The organism is Klenkia sp. PcliD-1-E (assembly GCF_024124375.1).
GTDB lineage: Bacteria > Actinomycetota > Actinomycetes > Mycobacteriales > Geodermatophilaceae > Klenkia.
In genome coordinates this window covers 1-16914 of the sequence record NZ_JAMXRZ010000025.1, presented here as the reverse complement: position 1 = coordinate 16914, position 16914 = coordinate 1, and the positions used below count along the sequence as shown (strand labels likewise).

Annotated in this window: 13 protein-coding genes, 1 tRNA gene and 1 pseudogene; 7 read left to right on the top strand and 8 right to left on the bottom strand. The window is 73.1% G+C overall.

Features of this window, described 5'->3' with window-relative positions:
• Positions 1–51: 51 nt before the first annotated feature.
• Positions 52–1710 (bottom strand): NAD(P)/FAD-dependent oxidoreductase, encoded by a 1659-nt coding sequence (locus tag NH342_RS07110; RefSeq protein ID WP_253013126.1) that lies wholly within the window; start codon positions 1708–1710, stop codon positions 52–54.
• A 367-nt stretch (positions 1711–2077) separates the two neighbouring features.
• Between NH342_RS07110 and NH342_RS07105 the strand changes: the two genes are divergently transcribed.
• On the top strand, positions 2078–2959 hold the full coding sequence (locus NH342_RS07105; protein ID WP_253013124.1) for an alpha/beta hydrolase: 882 nt from the start codon (positions 2078–2080) through the stop codon (positions 2957–2959).
• 89 nt (positions 2960–3048) lie between these two features.
• Here NH342_RS07105 and NH342_RS07100 read toward each other — a convergent pair whose 3' ends face one another.
• On the bottom strand, positions 3049–4191 hold the full coding sequence (locus tag NH342_RS07100; RefSeq protein WP_253013122.1) for a thiolase family protein: 1143 nt from the start codon (positions 4189–4191) through the stop codon (positions 3049–3051).
• 86 nt (positions 4192–4277) lie between these two features.
• Complete coding sequence (locus tag NH342_RS07095; RefSeq protein ID WP_253013120.1) at positions 4278–5216, bottom strand: MBL fold metallo-hydrolase; 939 nt, start codon at positions 5214–5216, stop codon at positions 4278–4280.
• A gap of 404 nt (positions 5217–5620) precedes the next feature.
• Here NH342_RS07095 and NH342_RS07090 point away from each other — a divergent pair, with 404 nt between their 5' ends.
• The 3 genes and pseudogenes from NH342_RS07090 to NH342_RS24490 form a co-directional block, all read left to right on the top strand.
• Complete coding sequence (locus tag NH342_RS07090) at positions 5621–6535, top strand: hypothetical protein (RefSeq protein ID WP_253013118.1); 915 nt, start codon at positions 5621–5623, stop codon at positions 6533–6535.
• A 390-nt stretch (positions 6536–6925) separates the two neighbouring features.
• Entirely contained in the window at positions 6926–7255 is a 330-nt protein-coding gene (locus tag NH342_RS24495) for a helix-turn-helix domain-containing protein (RefSeq protein WP_374209416.1), read from the top strand.
• Positions 7255–8280 (top strand): annotated as a pseudogene (locus NH342_RS24490) (tyrosine-type recombinase/integrase); the annotation flags it as partial. The gene NH342_RS24495 and the pseudogene NH342_RS24490, both read left to right, overlap by 1 nt.
• A gap of 200 nt (positions 8281–8480) precedes the next feature.
• Here the strand turns inward: NH342_RS24490 and NH342_RS07080 are convergent.
• From NH342_RS07080 to kdpF, 5 genes are all read right to left on the bottom strand, one after another.
• Positions 8481–8553, bottom strand: a tRNA-Ala gene (locus tag NH342_RS07080).
• A gap of 159 nt (positions 8554–8712) precedes the next feature.
• Positions 8713–9300 carry a potassium-transporting ATPase subunit KdpC gene (gene kdpC / locus NH342_RS07075; protein ID WP_253013114.1) on the bottom strand — a complete coding sequence of 196 codons (588 nt, stop codon included), beginning with the start codon at positions 9298–9300 and terminating at the stop codon, positions 8713–8715.
• Positions 9300–11327 carry a potassium-transporting ATPase subunit KdpB gene (gene kdpB, locus NH342_RS07070; RefSeq protein ID WP_253013112.1) on the bottom strand — a complete coding sequence of 676 codons (2028 nt, stop codon included), beginning with the start codon at positions 11325–11327 and terminating at the stop codon, positions 9300–9302. Before kdpB ends, kdpC begins: the two co-directional genes overlap by 1 nt.
• Positions 11324–12943: a potassium-transporting ATPase subunit KdpA gene (gene kdpA, locus NH342_RS07065; protein ID WP_253013110.1), complete on the bottom strand. Its 1620-nt coding sequence runs from the start codon at positions 12941–12943 to the stop codon at positions 11324–11326. The genes kdpB and kdpA overlap by 4 nt, the downstream gene beginning before the upstream one ends.
• Positions 12943–13002, bottom strand: coding sequence for a K(+)-transporting ATPase subunit F (gene kdpF, locus NH342_RS24485; RefSeq protein ID WP_374209417.1), 60 nt, complete (start codon positions 13000–13002; stop codon positions 12943–12945). Before kdpF ends, kdpA begins: the two co-directional genes overlap by 1 nt.
• Before the next feature lie 304 nt (positions 13003–13306).
• On the opposite strand from kdpF, the gene NH342_RS07060 reads away from it, so the two are divergent.
• Genes NH342_RS07060 through NH342_RS07050 form a run of 3 tightly spaced genes read left to right on the top strand, consistent with a single transcriptional unit; the run spans position 13307 to position 16684 of the window.
• Complete coding sequence (locus NH342_RS07060) at positions 13307–13504, top strand: hypothetical protein (protein ID WP_253013108.1); 198 nt, start codon at positions 13307–13309, stop codon at positions 13502–13504.
• A 46-nt stretch (positions 13505–13550) separates the two neighbouring features.
• Positions 13551–16013 (top strand): ATP-binding protein, encoded by a 2463-nt coding sequence (locus NH342_RS07055; RefSeq protein WP_253013106.1) that lies wholly within the window; start codon positions 13551–13553, stop codon positions 16011–16013.
• The gene (locus tag NH342_RS07050; protein ID WP_253013104.1) at positions 16010–16684 is read left to right on the top strand and encodes a response regulator; all 675 of its coding nucleotides are present in this window, start codon (positions 16010–16012) and stop codon (positions 16682–16684) included. Before NH342_RS07055 ends, NH342_RS07050 begins: the two co-directional genes overlap by 4 nt.
• Positions 16685–16914: the final 230 nt, after the last annotated feature.

Here is a 16914-nt window from a genome sequence, read left to right as displayed (position 1 = left end):
GTACCGCGACGGCGCTGTCGCGGTACCCGGCCCTCGTCGGGTCGGAGGGGGTCAGGCCGGCTGGGGCACCCGGACGTCCCCCGGCGCGGGCGACCGCTCGAAGCCGGTGTAGCCGTCGGCGGCGACCGCGTCGCACTCCCGCCGGTAGCGGCGCAGGCCACCTGCGTAGGGCATGAACACCCGCGGCTTCCCCTCCACCTCGGCCCCGAGGTAGTAGGAGGCGGCCTCCATGTAGAGCGTGGGAGCGGCGGCGGCGTTGACGTGGTCGACCCACCCGGCCTCCGCCTCGGCCGTGGCCTCGATGACCGGTGTGCCGGCAGCGGCCGAGTCGGCCAGCAGCGCCGACACCCAGTCCACGTGCTGCTCGATGGACACCATGACGTTGCCCAGCAGCGAGGGTGAACCCGGACCGGCGATCACGAACATGTTCGGGAAGCCGGCGGTCATCAGGCCCAGGTAGGTGCGGGGTCCGCCCGACCAGTGCTCCCGCAGGGTAACGCCGTCCCGGCCGGTGATGGTCGGTCGCAGCAGGGACCCGGTCATGGCGTCGAACCCGGTCGCGAGGACGACGACGTCGAGGTCGTGCGAGCCGGCCGTGGTGGTCAGCCCGGTTGCCGTGGCCCCGGTGATCGGGGCGTCGGCGATGTCGACCAGGGTGACGTTCTCCCGGTTGAAGGTCTCGTAGTAGCCGGTGTCCACGCACGGACGCTTCGCGCCGTAGGGATAGCTGCTCGGCGACAGCTTGGCCGCCAGTTCCGGGTCCTCGACCCGCTCGGCGATCTTGCTGCGGATGAAGTCGGCCGCGGTCGCGTTGGCCTCGTGGCTGACGAGCAGGTTGTTGTAGGCCAGCAGGAAACCGAACCCGGCCGTGCGCCACTGCTCCTCGTAGTGCGCACGGCGAGCCTGCTCGTCGTCGTCCAGGGCTCCCCGCTTCGTCACCGGCACCGACAGGCCCGTCGGCGAGCTGCGCAGCTGCTCGCGGCGCTGCGCCAGCGTCAGCCGCAGGGCGGCCCGCTCGGCGTCGGACAGGACGTGGTGGTGGGCCGGCACGCTGAAGGCCGGCGTGCGCTGGAAGACCACCAGCTCGGCCACCTCGGGCGCGATGCGCGGGATGACCTGGATGCCCGAGGACCCCGTGCCGATGACACCGACCCGCTTGCCGGCCAGGTCGACGGGCTCGCGCGGCCAGTCGGCGGTGTGCAGCACCTGACCGGCGAACTCCTCGATGCCGGGGATGTCGGGCCTCTTCACCGCACTCAGGCACCCGGTCGCCATGACCAGGTAGCGCCCGCGAGCGGTGGTGCCGTCCTCGCAGACGACGTCCCAATGTCCCTCGGCGTCGTCCCAGTCGGCGCGGGTGACCCGGGCGCCGGTGGTGATGTCCCGTCGCAGGTCGAACTTGTCGGCCACGTGGTGCACGTACCGCAAGATCTCCGGCTGCGTGGCGTAGCGCTCGGACCAGTCCCACTCGGCGTCCAGCTCGGCCGAGAACGTGTAGCTGTAGTCCGTGGAGTCGACGTCGCAGCGCGCGCCGGGGTAGCGGTTCCAGAACCAGACGCCACCGACGTCGTCGCCGGCCTCCAGGACCCGCACGCTCATGCCGCGCTCGTCGCGCAGCTCACGCAGCATCGCCAGCCCGGCGAAACCGGCGCCGACGACCACTACGTCCACGTCGTGGTGTGCCGTGCCGGGGCGGGGACTCGCGCTCATGTCGCTCCTGTCGTCGCGGGGTGGTGCGCCTCCGACGGTAGGTCGCGGACGGACCTCTGTCAACGAACGTGTTGACGCCACCGGTTCCCCGCTGCCGGAGCGCCAGCGCCCTGCTGTCGGCGCCCGCCCTGCGCACGTTGTTCAGTCCACGTCGATGTTGACGAGAGTGCGCCGTCGAGCCATCGTGCGGGTGCTGCACCACATGCGAGCCCCGGAGGAGCGCCGTGCCGACCCACACCGACCAGATCTCCACTGCGTGGCAGAACGCGTTGCTCGAGCGGTCGGCGGGGGCCACCCGAACTCGGAGGTCCCCGGATGCCTGGGCACCGGTCCGGTGCGCGTCCGACCACCGCTGAACGGACCCGACATGCGCCCCGACGTGCAGTACCTGCTGGAGACGTTCGCCGCGGCGGGGGTGACCACCTACGACCGCGTCGGCATCGCCGCCGCGCGGGAGCAGGTCCGGGGCGCCGTCCGGTTGCAGAAGCCGCCCGCCCCCGTGGCCGACGTCCACGACGTCGACCTCGGGGACGGCGTCCGGGTCCGGGTCTACCGGCCGGGGACCGCGGGCCCGGTTGTGGTCTACCTGCACGGCGGGGGGTTCGTGATCGGCGACGTCGAGGTCGCCGACCGGCCGTGCCGGGCGCTGGCCGCCGCCTCCGGTGCCACGGTGGTGTCCGTGGACTACCGGCTGGCCCCGGAGTCCCCCTTCCCGGGGCCGGTGCTGGACTGCCTGGCCGCCGTCAGGTGGGTGCGGTCGGCCAGGCTCGGGGACCGCCTGGTGCTGGTCGGGGACTCCGCCGGCGGGGCGTTGGTCGCAGCCGTGTCGCGGTCGCTGCGGGACGCGGGGGAACCGGCCCCGGATGCGCAGGTGCTGCTCTACCCCACCCTGGCCCCGCCGACGGACACCCCGTCGATGCTGGCCCGCGCCGACGGACCGTTCATGACCCGCCGCGAGCTGGAGTGGTTCTGGGGGCTCTACCTCGGCGACAGCTCGCCGACCGACCCGCTGGCCGCACCCCTGCACGCCCCCGAGCTGGTCGGGTCACCGCCGACCGTTGTCGTGGTGGCCGAGCTGGACCCCTTGCGGGACGAGGGCCGCGCGTACGCAGGGCGGCTGCGGGAGGCCGGGGTGCCGGTGGAGCTGGTGGAGTACCCGGGCGCGGTGCACGGCTTCTGGTGGCTGGACAAGCGACTGGCCCAGGCCGACGAGCTCACCGCCGACCTGGCCCGCTGGGTCCGGCGCTGATCAGCTGGGTCCGCGGATGTCCGTCCTGGCTCACCGGCGTCGGTGGGCCAGGACGGAGTCCGATCAGCTGAGCTGATCCAGGCTGGAGGTCAGACCAGCTCGAGGATGGTCGCGTTGGCCTGGCCGCCGCCCTCGCACATCGACTGCAGGCCGTAGCGGATCCCGTTGTCGCGCATGTGGTGGACCATCGTGGTCATGATGCGGGCGCCGGAGCCGCCCAGCGGGTGACCCAGCGCGATGGCCCCGCCCAACGGGTTGAGCAGCTTCTCGTCACCGCCGATCTCGGCCTGCCAGGCCAGCGGCACGGGCGCGAATGCCTCGTTGATCTCGAACACGCCGATCTCGTCCAGCCGCAGGCCGGAGCGGTCCAGCACCTTCTTGGTGGCCGGGATGGGCGCGGTGAGCATCTTGACCGGGTCGTCGCCGGCCAGGGCGACGCTGTGCACGCGGGCGATCGGGGTCAGACCCAGGGCCGCGGCCTTCTCGCTGGTCATCATCAGCAGGGCGGCCGAGCCGTCGGAGATCTGGCTGGCGTTCCCGGCCGACACCACACCGTCGGCCTTGAACGGGGTCTTCAGCCCGGCCAGGCCCTCCACGGTGCCACCCCGCCGCACGCCCTCGTCGAGGGCGACCCGGCCGTCGGGGGTGTCGACCGGGGCGATCTGGGCGTCGAAGCGGCCCTCGTCCTGGGCGGCGGCAGCGCGCTCGTGCGAGCGCAGCGCGAACTCGTCGAGCTGGGTGCGCGACAGGCCCCAGTGCTCGGCGATCAGCTCGGCACCCACGCCCTGGTTGGGGGCCACGCCGTCGTAGCGGTCCAGGTAGTCCTGGTCCAGCGGGCTCGCACCTGCCAGCGAAGAGCCCATGGGCACCCGGCTCATCGACTCCACGCCGCCGGCGACCACGACGTCGTAGTGACCGGCCACCAGGCCCGCCGCCGCGAAGTGCACGGCCTGCTGGGAGGAGCCGCACTGCCGATCGACGGTGGTGCCGGGGACGCTCTCGGGCCAGCCGGCCGACAGCACGGCGTTGCGGGCGACGTCGTAGGTCTGCTCGCCGATCTGCGAGACGCACCCCCACACCACGTCGTCGACCAGCGCGGGGTCGACCCCGGCGCGCGACACCAGCTCGCGGAGGACGTGCGCGGACAGGGTGACGGGGTGGACACCGGACAGGCCACCGTTGCGCTTGCCGACGGGGGTGCGCACGGCCTCGACGATCACTGCGTCGCGCATCTGGCGACTCCTCTCACTGGGCGCCGGCAGCGGTGCCGGCGGGGGGAACAGCCCTGACCAGGGCGGTCAGGGACGGCTGCACGGGGTCAGGCGATGCAGGTCAGGGGGTGACCGCCGTTGTAGGTGACCATGTCGGCCAGTGCCGAACGGACGTCGATCTGGCAGCCGCGCTCGCCACCGGACAGCTCGGCGTGCGCCCGGTGCAGGTTGCCGACGATGCGCTCCGCGTCGGACCACCCGGCGTACGGCCCCAGGTCGGTGCTGCGCGCAGCTTCCAGGGGTGACACCCCGGCGGCGTGCGAGTCGCGAGCGACCCCGTCGAGCCAGCGCAGGTAGCCCAGCACGTCGTCGACCAGCTCCGGGCCGGACACCGGGCCGTGGCCGGGCACGATGGTCTCAGCGCCGAGCGGGGCGACGACGTGCTCGAGCACCTCGATCGCCCCGGCCAGCGACCCCATGACCAGGAACGGGGTGCCGCCGGCGAAGAGCAGGTCGCCGGCGAACAGCGTGCGCTGCTCGGGCAGCCAGACCACGGAGTCGTTCGTGGTGTGCGCCGGCGTGCCGACGTGGGTGACCTCGCAGCGCCGGTCGTCGACCCAGAGCGTGACGCCCTCGGTGTAGGTCAGGAAGGGTGGTTCCAGGACGACCTGCCCGATGTCGAACGGCGTCCAGAACGGCTGCTCGCCGGGGACGCCGGCGGCCAGCACGCCCTCGCGGGTGGCCTCGTGGCCGACCACGGTGGCGCCGTCGAACAGCCAGTTGCCGTGGGTGTGGTCGCCGTGGTGGTGGGTGTTGACCAGGGTGCGCACCGGCTGGTCGGTGACCGTGGCGACCGCGTCCCGGAACGCCCGGGTGCGCTTCTCGGTGGAGCAGGTGTCGACCACCGCGGCCCCCCGCGCGCCGACCAGCAGACCGGTGTTGTTGACCCACCAGGTGCCGTCGGGTTGGACGTAGGCGAACACGCCGTCGGCGACCTCGGCGAGGACCGGCGGTGGCAGGACCGGGTCGGCTGCGGTGGAGCTCATCCACTCATCGTCCACGGGCTGTCAACCCTGGTGTTGACTCAGGCAGACGCGCGCCTGGCGCGCTGAGCGACTGCTCCGTCACCGCAACCGCCGTCCTCCGTCCGCAGACGAGGCCACGTACACCGACCCCCTATGGCGGACCGCGCCCACCGCGATACCGCGGCATCCGAGCACCGCGAAGACAACGACGACACACCTCTTGCAAACCGGGTGACGGCAATGCGTCGTGAAAAGTCGGGCGCCGTTCGACTTTGACGCGATTCGGCCCGGTACCTCGCGGCCTCCTTCGTCGCGGGCGGAATGCTCATCAGCGACGGGCCCCCCAGCATCACAAGAGGGCTGACGGCTCGGCTGACCGCCGACGACACGGACATCACCGGCCTGTTCACTGCAGCGGTGTCCTGATGGCCTACGTGCGGGACAAGAAGGGCCTTCGCCTCGACACCATCGAGGTGCCCTCGGGGCCGGACAGTGCCCGGATCGCCCAGCGGCTGGACTGCCCGCTGCGCAACGTCTTCCCCGAGCCGAGAACAGGGTCTGCGGCTGACCGGTGGTGCCCACCGATCCCACGGCGTGGCCTCAGCCGGCGCTACGGTGCGACCGTGGAGGACCAGTCACCCGAGCTGACTGCCCTGGCCGCCAAGATTGTGGCCACCGTCGCGGCGCAAGGGGTGTCCCTGGTCGATCCGGTAGCCGGACTGGTCGCCGCGGGCTTTGTGCCGGCCCTGGAGCTCGCGGTCGGTCGCTACCAGCGGCAGCGCGCCGACAACGTGGACGGTGCACTCACAGAGGCAACCCGCGTCAGCGGCAAAACCGCAGACCAACTGCTCAACGTCCTGAGCTCCGACCCAGTGCGCCTGTCGATGCTGGCCGAAGCCCTGACCGCCGCCGCCTACAGCGCTTACCCCGAACGCACCCGGGCGCTCGGCCGGGCGCTGGCTTCGGGCGCTTTGGCCGAGGACGAAGCCACGGTGGACGCGGAACGACACTGGGTACGCCTGCTGAGCCGCATCGAGGCCCCACACCTACGCGTCCTCGTCTACCTGAACGGCCTGCCTGAGAAGGGCGAAGAGACCGACCCGAAGCGCGAGGGGCGTCACGTGGCCGCGGCCTCAGGCATCCGCGACAGCGCAATCTTCAACGCAATCCTGTCAGACCTGCGGTCGATGAACCTCGCGGACTACACGTACTGCAGCCTGCAGGACGGCACCCAGCTCTGGCAGTGCACATGGATGGGTGCCGACGTCCTGGCCAAGTTCAACGAGGTGGGCAGCGTCACCGAGGGCGACCCCGGACCGGCTCCTCCGCCATCGCCCTGATGTTGGCCATCTGCACCGGGGTGAACGGGCGCGAGGACCGGGTGCGCTTCGACGGCGAGATGCTGTCCCGGGCGTAGGTGAACACGTGCGGACGGCAGCGGACCGGTTGTCAGATGGCACACGCGCCCGAGATCGCCCTGGCCCGCCACGTCGCCAGGCCAACCGTAGTAGGGCAGGCCGAAGGAGACGAAGGCCCGCGCAGTGGCTGGGGTGACATCGCGATGTGCGAGGTGGAGTGACGCCTCCCCCTCAGACGTCACCCCAGCGGCCACGGCATGCAAACCACCGCCACGGAATGGCACCGGACGGCACCGAACGAGAACCCGAGTCGCCTGTTGAGTCCAGGACGGAAGCAGATGCTCCGGCCGAAGAGCCTCCAGGGAGGAACACATGTCGGCGGACGAGCAAATGCCCAACCTCAGCCGCGACCAGCTGTTGCTGACCACCGAGGAAGCAGCTGACGTCCTGCGCATCGGACGCACCACCGTCTACGCACTGATCAAGGACGGGCACCTACGACCGGTACACATCGGCCGCAGCTGCCGGATCTCCCGGGCCGAGCTCGAGCGTTATGTCCGCCGGCTCGATAACCCGGCTCCCCTACCCCGGCGCCGCCCGCGCGTCCACCCACCTGTGGACCAGGCGCCGCTGTTCACAGTCGTACTGGCGACCAGGGACCGCCCCGACCACACTGCCCCGACCGAGCACAGGAGCGAGTGATGGCAGGACGCGCGGCCAACGGTGAGTCGACGATCTACCAGGCCCCCGACGGTCGCTGGCACGGTTACGTCTCCGTCGGCACCACGGTCACCGGCAAGCCCGACCGGCGGCACGTCACCGGCAAGACCCGCGCCGTCGTCGTCGCCAAGGTCCGCGACATCGAGCGCAAGCGGTCCGACGGCACGCTCGGCGCCGCCTCGACCCCGACCGTTGCGGCCTGGCTGGAGCACTGGCTGACCACCATCGCACCGCGCCGCGTACGCCAGCGCACGCTGGAGAGCTACGAGTCCGCCGTCCGCAAGCACCTGGTGCCCGGCATCGGCCGGCACCGGCTCGACAAGCTGCGGCCCGAGCACCTGGACGCGCTCTACACGGCGATGCTCGACGACGGTTACTCCCCCGCCACGGTCCTGCGCCAGCACCGGATCCTGTCCCGGGCGCTGACCGTCGCCGTCCAGCGGGGTCACATCGCCCGCAACGTCGTCACCCTCGTCGACCCACCGGCGCAGAAGCAGAGCGACGTCGCCACCGCCCTCGACCTCGGCGAGGCCCGCGCCGTCCTGACCGCGGCCGCTCACACGCGGAACCCGGCCCGCTGGACCGTCGCTCTCGCCCTCGGCCTGCGGCAGTCCGAGGCGCTGGCCCTGCAGTGGAAGGACATCGACCTGCTGACCGGCACCCTCACGGTTCGGCGCAGCATCCACCGCGTCCGCGGCGGCGGGCTGGTCTACGAGGAGCCCAAGACCCGGCGCAGCCAGCGCACCCTGGCCTTGCCGCTCCCCCTCGTCGCCCAGCTGCAGGACCACAAGGCCGCCCAGCTCGGCGAGCGGATGCAGGCCGGCTCCGACTGGCACGACGAGGACCTGGTCTTCACCCAGTCCAACGGCCGCCCGGTGGACAAGAAGACCGACTACGACGACTGGGCCCGTCTGCTGAAGTCCGCCGGCGTCCGGCACGTGCGGCTGCACGACGGCCGGCACACCGCCGCCACCCTGCTGCTCAGCGAGAACGTGCACCCGCGGGTGGTCATGGAGCTGCTCGGCCACAGCCAGATGCGCACCACGATGGACATCTACAGCCACGTCATGCCGGCCCTCGCCCGGGAGGCGGCGGACCGGATGAGCACCCTGCTGCTGCCCGGCGGTGGTGCACCAACTGCAACCACAACTGCCACCAGAGACGACTCAGGCCGCCCTCCTGATGGAGAACGGCCTGGTCAACGGGGTGGAGCTGAGGGGACTCGAACCCCTGACCCCCACACTGCCAGTGTGGTGCGCTACCAGCTGCGCCACAGCCCCGAACCGGCCCGGTCTGGTGCGTCCGAGCCGTCGACAACCATACAGTCCCCCGGGGGCCTCCCCGCAGGGGGGTCCTGGCCTCCGGCGTGTCATCGAGTGGCACCGCAGCGGGCGTGCGGGCGACCTGCACGCCCGCTGCGGTGCCACTCCGTGCCGGGCTCAGCCGAAGGCGCGGTCCAGGGCCAGGTTGAGCTCCAGGACGTCGACGCCCGGCGCCCCGATGAAGCCCAGGTCCCGGCCGTGGGTGGCCTGCTGCACCAGCGCCTGCACCTCGGACGGCGGCACCCCCCGCGCGGCAGCGACCCGGTCGACCTGGATGGCGGCGTACGCGGGCGAGATGTCCGGGTCCAGGCCCGAGGCCGACGTCGTCACCGCGTCGTCGGGCACCTGCGACTCCGGCACCCCGTTGAACGACGCCACCGCCGACCGGCGCTCGGCGACCGCCGAGGCCAGCTCGGGCGAGTTCGGCCCCAGGTTGGACCCGCCGGACGCCGCCCCGTCCCAGTCCCCCGCCGACGGCCGGGACTGGAAGTACTGCGGCAGCGGGTCGCCCGCGGAGTCCACGAACCCCTGGCCGAGCAGCGACGACCCGACCACGGTGCCGTCGGCCGAGGTGACGAGCGAGCCGTCGGCCCGCCCGGGGACGGCGACCTGGGCGAACCCGGTCATCAGCAGCGGGTAGGCCAGGCCCAGCACCACGGTGGCCAGCAGCAGGGCACGGACCGAGGCGAGCAGTTGACGAGTCATCACGAGATCCCGGGGACGAGCGACACGAGCAGGTCGATGGCCTTGATCCCGACGAACGGCAGCACCACGCCGCCGACGCCGTAGACCAGGAGGTTGCGGGACAGCAGCGCCGACGCCGTCCCGGGTCGGTAGCGCACACCGCGCAGCGCCAGCGGCACCAGCGCCACGATGACCAGCGCGTTGAAGACGACCGCGGAGAGGATCGCGGACTCCGGCGAGTGCAACCGCATCACGTTCAGCGCGTCCAGGCCCGGGAAGACCGGGGCGAACATCGCCGGCAGGATCGCGAAGTACTTGGCCAGGTCGTTGGCGATGGAGAACGTGGTCAACGAGCCGCGCGTGATGAGCAGCTGCTTGCCGATCGCCACGATCTCGATCAGCTTCGTGGGGTTGGAGTCGAGGTCGACCATGTTGCCGGCCTCCTTGGCCGCCGACGTCCCGGTGTTCATCGCGACGCCGACGTCGGCCTGGGCGAGCGCCGGGGCGTCGTTGGTGCCGTCCCCGGTCATCGCGACCAGCCGGCCGCCCTCCTGCTCCTTCGCGATCAGCGCGAGCTTGTCCTCCGGCGTCGCCTCGGCCAGCACGTCGTCCACCCCGGCCTCGGCGGCGATCGCCCGGGCGGTGGCCTCGTTGTCGCCGGTGATCATCACGGTGCGGATGCCCATGCGGCGGAGCTCGTCGAAGCGCTCGCGCATCCCGGGCTTCACGACGTCCTTCAGCTCGATCACGCCGAGCACCCGGGCGCCGTCCGGCCCGTTCGCGGCCAGCACCAGCGGGGTGCCGCCGGCGGTGGAGATCTCGGTGACCGACGTCCCGACCTCGGCCGGCACGTCGCCCCCGAGCGAGCGCACCCACGCCTGCACCGCCCCGGCCGCGCCCTTGCGCAGCTGGCGGCCGCCGGGCAGGTCGACCCCGCTCATCCGGGTCTGCGCCGTGAACTCCACGAACTCGGCACCTGCGGGCCGGTCCACCGCTCCCCCGCCCAGGACGACGACCGAGCGGCCCTCCGGCGTCTCGTCGGCCAGCGACGCGAGGACGGCGGCCTGCGCGACCTCGGCCTCGGTGGCCCCGCCGATCGGCACGAAGCGGGCGGCCTGCCGGTTGCCGAGCGTGATGGTGCCGGTCTTGTCCAGCAGCAGCGTGCCGACGTCCCCGGCGGCCTCCACGGCCCGCCCACTCATCGCCAGCACGTTGCGCTGCACCAGCCGGTCCATCCCGGCGATGCCGATCGCGCTCAGCAGCGCACCGATCGTGGTGGGGATCAGGCAGACCACCAGCGCGATGAGCACGGTGGTCGACTGGCCGGCGCCCGACCACGACGCGATGGGCGCCAGCGTGACCACGGCCAGCAGGAACACGATGGTCAGCGAGGACAGCAGGATGTTCAGCGCCACCTCGTTCGGCGTCCGCTGCCGGGAGGCGCCCTCGACGAGGGCGATCATCCGGTCGACGAAGGTCTCGCCCGGCTTGCTGGTGATGACCACGACGACGCGGTCGGAGAGCACCGTCGTGCCCCCGGTGACGGCGCACCGGTCGCCGCCGGACTCCCGGATGACCGGCGCGGACTCGCCGGTGATGGCCGACTCGTCGACGCTGGCGATGCCCTCGACGACGTCGCCGTCCCCCGGGATGACCTGACCGGCCACCACGACGACGCGGTCGCCGGGCCGCAGGTCGGCGGCCGGGACCTCCCGGCCGTCCTCCAGCACCGCGACGGCGGTGGTCCTGGCCCTGCGCAGCGACGCGGCCTGCGCCTTGCCGCGGCCCTCGGCGACGGCCTCGGCGACGTTGGCGAACAGCACGGTCAGCCACAGCCACACGGCGATCGACCAGCCGAAGACCGAGGGGTGCAGCACGGCCAGCACGGTGGAGAACACCGAGCCGACCCAGACAGTGAACACGACGGGCTGGCGGACCAACCCCCGCGGGTCGAGCTTGCGGACGGCGCCGGCGAGCGCCGGCCTCCAGTCGATGGCGGGTGTCGCGGTCTCCGGAGCGGGTGCCCGGTCGAGCACGGGGGTGGTCATGACAGCCCTTCGGCGAGAGGCCCGAGTGCGAGCACCGGGAAGTAGGTGAGCCCGACGACCACGAGGACGACGGCGGTGAGCAGCCCGGCGAACAGCGGGCGGTGGGTGGGCAGGGTGCCGGCGGTGGCCGGGACCTTGCCCTGCGCGGCGAGCGTCCCGGCCAGCGCGACGACCAGCACGATCGGCACGAACCGGCCGAGGACCATTGCCAGGCCCAGCGCGGTGTTGTAGAAGGTGGTGTTCGCGCTCAGCCCGGCGAAGGCCGAGCCGTTGTTGTTGCCGGCCGAGGTGAAGGCGTAGAGCACCTCGCTCAGCCCGTGCGGGCCGCTGTTCAGCATCCCGGCCTGCCCGGCGGGCACCGCGATCGCGACTGCGGTGCCGACGAGCACGATGGCCGGGGTGGTGAGGATGAAGAGGCTGGCCAGGGTCATCTCCCGGCGGCCGAGCTTCTTGCCCAGGTACTCCGGCGTCCGGCCGACCATGAGGCCCGCGACGAAGACGGCGACGACGGCGAGCACGAGCATCCCGTAGAGCCCGGAGCCCACCCCGCCCGGCGCGACCTCGCCGAGCATCATGTTGAACAAGGCCACCATGCCGCCCAGCGGGGTGTAGCTGTCGTGCATGGAGTTGACCGCGCCGGTCGAGGTGAGCGTGGTGGCGGAGGCGAACAGCGCGGAGAGCGGGCCGCCGAAGCGGACCTCTTGACCCTCGGGCAGCGCCCCGGCCTGGAAGGCGCTGATCAGCGCCACCGAGATGCCGGCCAGCAGACCCATCACGCCGAGGATCGCCAGGCCCTGCCTGCGGTCCCCGACCATCCGGCCGAAGGTGCGCGGCAGCGAGAACGGGATGAGCAGCAGCAGGAAGACCTGGAACAGCGAGACCCACGCGGTCGGCCCCTCGAAGGGGTGCGCGGAGTTGGCGTTGTAGAACCCGCCGCCGTTGGTGCCCAGCTCCTTGATCGCCTCCTGCGAGGCGACCGGACCGCCCGGGACGAACTGGGACCCGCCGGCCAGGGTGGTGACGTCGCCGCCGGCGCGCAGGTTCTGCACGACCCCGCCGAGCACCAGGACCACGGTCGCGAGGACGGCGAGGGGCAGCAGCAGCCGGACGACGGAGCGGGTGATGTCGACCCAGGCGTTGCCCAGCCGGTCGGTGCCGCGGCGGACGAACCCGCGCACCAGCGCCACCAGCACGGCCAGGCCCACGGCGGCGGACACGAAGTTCTGCACCGCGAGGCCGGCCATCTGGACCAGGTGGCCCATCGTGGACTCGCCCGCGTAGCCCTGCCAGTTCGTGTTGGTCACGAAGCTGATGGCGGTGTTCCAGGCGCTGGACGGCTCGACCGGGGCCATCCCGTTGTCCAGCGGCAGCAGGCCCTGGAGCCGCTGCAGCGCGTAGAGCAGCAGGACGCCGACCAGCGAGAACGCCAGGATGCTGCGCAGGTAGGTGGGCCAGCGCTGCTCGGCGCCGGCGTCCACGCCGACGAGCCGGTAGGTCAGCCTCTCCACCCGCCAGTGCTGCTCCGAGGTGTAGACCCGGGCCATCCAGTCCCCCAGCGGCCTGTGCACCAGGCCCAGGGCGAGGACCAGGACGGCGACCTGGAGCCAGCCCGTCATCAGAACCGGTCCGGGAACAGCAGGGAGGCCAGCAGGTAGCCGGTCAGCCCGACCGCCACCGCCAGACCGACCCAGGTCTCGATCACAGCCGCTCCACCCCGCGCACGGCCAGGGCCAGCAGTCCGAAGACCGCCAGCGTGAGGAGCACGTAGACCACGTCGGTCACCGTTCGTCGCCTTCTCTCGTCCGCGGGGCCGGCACACCACCGGTCCCCTGCGGACCGCGACGCTAGGAGCGGCGGGCCCCGCCGCACCCGGCCTTGACGCGTCCTTGACGCCGCGCTGCGCTGCCCTTGACGCCGTCCTGACGGCCCGTGACCGGCGACACCGGAACCCGGTTGCGCGACCGCGCCACCCTGGAGGGGTGCGTGCGGTGTTCGAGCGGATGGTCGACCGGCGGCCCGTGGTGACGCCGGTGACCCGGGACGACGGCGTGGACTTCACCCTGCGCGGCGCCGGCGGCGGGGACGACCTGCCGCACGACCTGGTGCACCTGCTGGTGGAGACCGAGCTGGCAGCCCCCACGACGTCACCCCCGAGGGCGATCCTGACGCGACCTTGACGCCGGCCCCGGCCACCCCGCGGCCGGGCAGGGTGATCATGGGGCCATGGGCCGGGGCACGTTGCGCGTCTACCTGGGCGCCGCACCGGGCGTCGGGAAGACCTTCGCCGCGCTCGGCGAGGCACGCCGCCGCGCCGAGCGCGGCGCCGACGTCGTCGTCGGGGTGGTCGAGACGCACGGCCGGGACCGGACCGCCGCCCAGCTCGAGGGCCTGGAGGTGCTCCCCCGCGCCACGGTCACCCACCGCGGCGTGGCCCTCGCCGAGCTCGACGTCGACGGCGTGCTGGCCCGCCACCCCGAGGTCGTCGTCGTCGACGAGCTGGCGCACACCAACGCCCCGGGGTCGCGCAACGAGTTCCGCTGGCAGGACGTGCAGGAGTTCGTCGCCGCGGGCATCTGCGTGATCACCACGGTGAACGTGCAGCACCTGGCCAGCCTCACCGACGTCGTCGCGCAGATCACCGGCGTCACCCAGGGCGAGACGGTGCCCGACGAGGTGGTCCGCCGCGCCGACCAGGTCGAGCTGGTCGACATGTCGCCGGAGTCGCTGCGCCGCCGGCTGGCGCACGGCAACGTCTACCCGCCCGAGCGCATCGACGCCGCGATGGGCAACTGGTTCCGGGTCGGCAACCTCACCGCCCTGCGCGAGCTCGCGCTGCTGTGGCTGGCCGACCGGGTCGACGAGGGCCTGCGCCGGTACCGGGCCGAGCACGACATCGACCACGTCTGGGAGACCCGCGAGCGGGTCGTCGTGGCGCTGACCGGCGGCCCCGAGGGCGAGACGCTGATCCGCCGCGCGTCCCGGGTGGCCCGCCGGCAGGGCGACGGCGACCTGCTCGCGGTGCACGTGCTGCGCGCCGACGGCCTCACCGGCGCCTCCCCCGCCGCGCTGCGCGCCCAGCGGGCGCTGGTGGAGTCCCTCGGCGGCAGCTACCACCAGGTGGTCTCCGACGACGTCGCCGCAGCACTGCTGGAGTTCGCCCGCGGTGCCGACGCCACCCAGCTCGTCGTCGGCACCTCCCGGCGCAGCCGGTGGGCGCGGGCGCTCCGCGGCGGCGTGGGCGGCGCCGTCATCGCCGGGTCGGGCGAGATCGACGTGCACATCGTCACCCACTCCGCGGCGGGCAGCCGGGGTCTGCGGCTGCCCCCGCTCACCGGCGCGCTCACCGCCCGCCGCCGCTGGGCCGGCCTGGCCCTCGCCGTCGCCGGCATCCCCGTCGTCACCGCCGCGTGCCTGGCCGCCGGCACGGCGCTGTCGCTGGCCAGCGTGCTGCTGGTCTTCCTCCTGCTGGTGGTCGCCGTCGCCCTCGTCGGCGGGCTGGGGCCGGCGCTGCTGGCCGCGGTTGTCGGCGCCCTGGTCGAGAACTGGTTCTTCACCCAGCCCACCGGCCGGCTCACGGTCGCCCGGCTGGACGACCTGGTCGCGCTGGCCGGCTACCTGGTGGTGGCGGTCGCGGTGGCCACCGTGGTCGACCGGTCGGCGCAGCGGGCCACCGCCGCGGCGCGCTCCCGGGCGGAGACCGCGCTGCTGGCCTCGTTGTCCCGCTCGGTGCTGGCCGGCGGCGGGGGCATGCAGGCGATGCTGGAGAAGGTGCGGGAGGCCTTCGGGCTGCAGTCGGTGGCGCTGGTGGAGTCCGACGCCGTCGTCGGCTCGTGCGGCGACCCGGCCGGCGACGTCGCCACGGTGCCGGTCACCAACGGCCTGCAGCTGCAGCTCACCGGCCGGGACCTGGCCCCCGGTGAGCGGCGGGTGCTGGTCGCCTTCGCCGAGCAGGCCGCGGTCGCGCTGCAGCAGGGCCGGCTGGCCGAGGCCGCGGCCGAGGCCGACCGGCTGGCCGCCGGCAACAGCATGCGGACGGCACTGCTGGCCGCGGTCAGCCACGACCTGCGCACGCCGCTGGCCGGCATCAAGGCCGCCTCCTCCGCGCTGCGCTCCACCCAGCTGTCGCTCTCCGAGGCCGACCGCGCCGAGCTGGTCGAGACCGTCGACGAGTCCGCCGACCGGCTGGCCGGGCTGGTGGACAACCTGCTGGACATGAGCCGGCTGCAGGCCGGCGCCGTCACCCCGGTCACCGCCCCGGCCGACCTGGTCGGCGTGGTGCACCGCGCGCTGACCTGGCTCGAGGACCCCTCCCGGGTCACCGTCACCGCCCCCGACGACCTGCCGCCGGTGCTCGCCGACCCCGGGCTGCTGGAGCGGGTGGTGGCCAACCTGGTCGACAACGCCGCCCAGCACGCCCCCGCCGGCCCGCTCGCGGTCACCGCCGGCTGCCTGCCCGACCGGGTGGAGCTGCGCGTCGTCGACCGCGGGCCCGGGGTGCCGGCCGCGGACCGGGAGCGGGTGTTCGCCCCCTTCCAGCGCCTGGGCGACACCCCGTCCGGGCACGGCGTCGGGCTCGGGCTCGCCGTGGCCCGCGGGCTGACCGAGGCGATGGGCGGCACCCTGGACGCCGAGGACACCCCCGGTGGCGGGCTGACCATGGTGCTGTCGCTGCAGGTGGCCGCGTGAGCCGGGTGCTGGTCGTCGACGACGACGTGCAGCTGCTGCGGGCGCTGCGGATCACGCTGCGGGCGGCCGGCCACGAGGTGGTCACCGCCCCCGACGGCACCTCGGCGCTGCGCGAGGCCGCGGCCGCCCACCCCGACGTCGTCGTCCTGGACCTGGGGCTGCCCGACCTGGACGGCACCGAGGTGCTGGCCGGGCTGCGGCCCTGGTTCACCGGGCCGGTGCTGGTGCTCTCGGCCCGCTCGGACAGCCGGGACAAGGTCCACGCGCTGGACGCCGGTGCCGACGACTACGTGACCAAGCCCTTCGACATGGACGAGCTGCTGGCCCGGCTGCGGTCGCTGGTGCGCCGACGCCCCGACACCCCGGCCGAACCGGTGGTGGTCACCGACCACTTCACCGTCGACCTCGCCGCCCGGCAGGTGACCGTCGACGGCGTCCCGGTGCGGCTGACCCCGACGGAGTGGGCGCTGCTGAGCGAGCTGGTGCGCGCCCCCGGCCGGCTGGTGGGGCAGAAGCAGCTGCTGCAGTCGGTGTGGGGCCCGGCGTACGAGACCGAGACCAACTACCTGCGGGTCTACCTGGCCCAGCTGCGCCGCAAGCTCGAGCCCGACCCCGCCCACCCGCGCCACCTGCACACCGAGCCGGGGATGGGCTACCGCTTCACCCCGTGACGGGCCCGCCGCCGCTCCCCGTCCGGCGTTGATCAGGGAGGTTGATCGAACTCCGTCCTGGCTCGCCGATGCCGGTGAACCAGGACGCAGTTGGATCAGCTCCGGTGGGTTCAACCGGTCGTTGCATCACCGGTTGGTTGAGGGGCTGAGAGTAGGTCGTTGAGGGCTTCTGCGGGGGTTCTCCATCCGAGGGTCTGGCGGGGTCGTCCGTTGAGTTCGGCGGCGACCAC

Coding starts and splice junctions, on each gene's coding strand:
- NH342_RS07110 (WP_253013126.1), bottom strand. CDS start 1,710: ATGAGCGCGAGTCCCCGCCCCGGCACGGCACACCACGACGTGGACGTA.
- NH342_RS07105 (WP_253013124.1), top strand. CDS start 2,078: ATGCGCCCCGACGTGCAGTACCTGCTGGAGACGTTCGCCGCGGCGGGG.
- NH342_RS07100 (WP_253013122.1), bottom strand. CDS start 4,191: ATGCGCGACGCAGTGATCGTCGAGGCCGTGCGCACCCCCGTCGGCAAG.
- NH342_RS07095 (WP_253013120.1), bottom strand. CDS start 5,216: ATGAGCTCCACCGCAGCCGACCCGGTCCTGCCACCGCCGGTCCTCGCC.
- NH342_RS07090 (WP_253013118.1), top strand. CDS start 5,621: ATGGCCTACGTGCGGGACAAGAAGGGCCTTCGCCTCGACACCATCGAG.
- NH342_RS24495 (WP_374209416.1), top strand. CDS start 6,926: ATGTCGGCGGACGAGCAAATGCCCAACCTCAGCCGCGACCAGCTGTTG.
- kdpC (WP_253013114.1), bottom strand. CDS start 9,300: ATGACTCGTCAACTGCTCGCCTCGGTCCGTGCCCTGCTGCTGGCCACC.
- kdpB (WP_253013112.1), bottom strand. CDS start 11,327: ATGACCACCCCCGTGCTCGACCGGGCACCCGCTCCGGAGACCGCGACA.
- kdpA (WP_253013110.1), bottom strand. CDS start 12,943: ATGACGGGCTGGCTCCAGGTCGCCGTCCTGGTCCTCGCCCTGGGCCTG.
- NH342_RS07055 (WP_253013106.1), top strand. CDS start 13,551: ATGGGCCGGGGCACGTTGCGCGTCTACCTGGGCGCCGCACCGGGCGTC.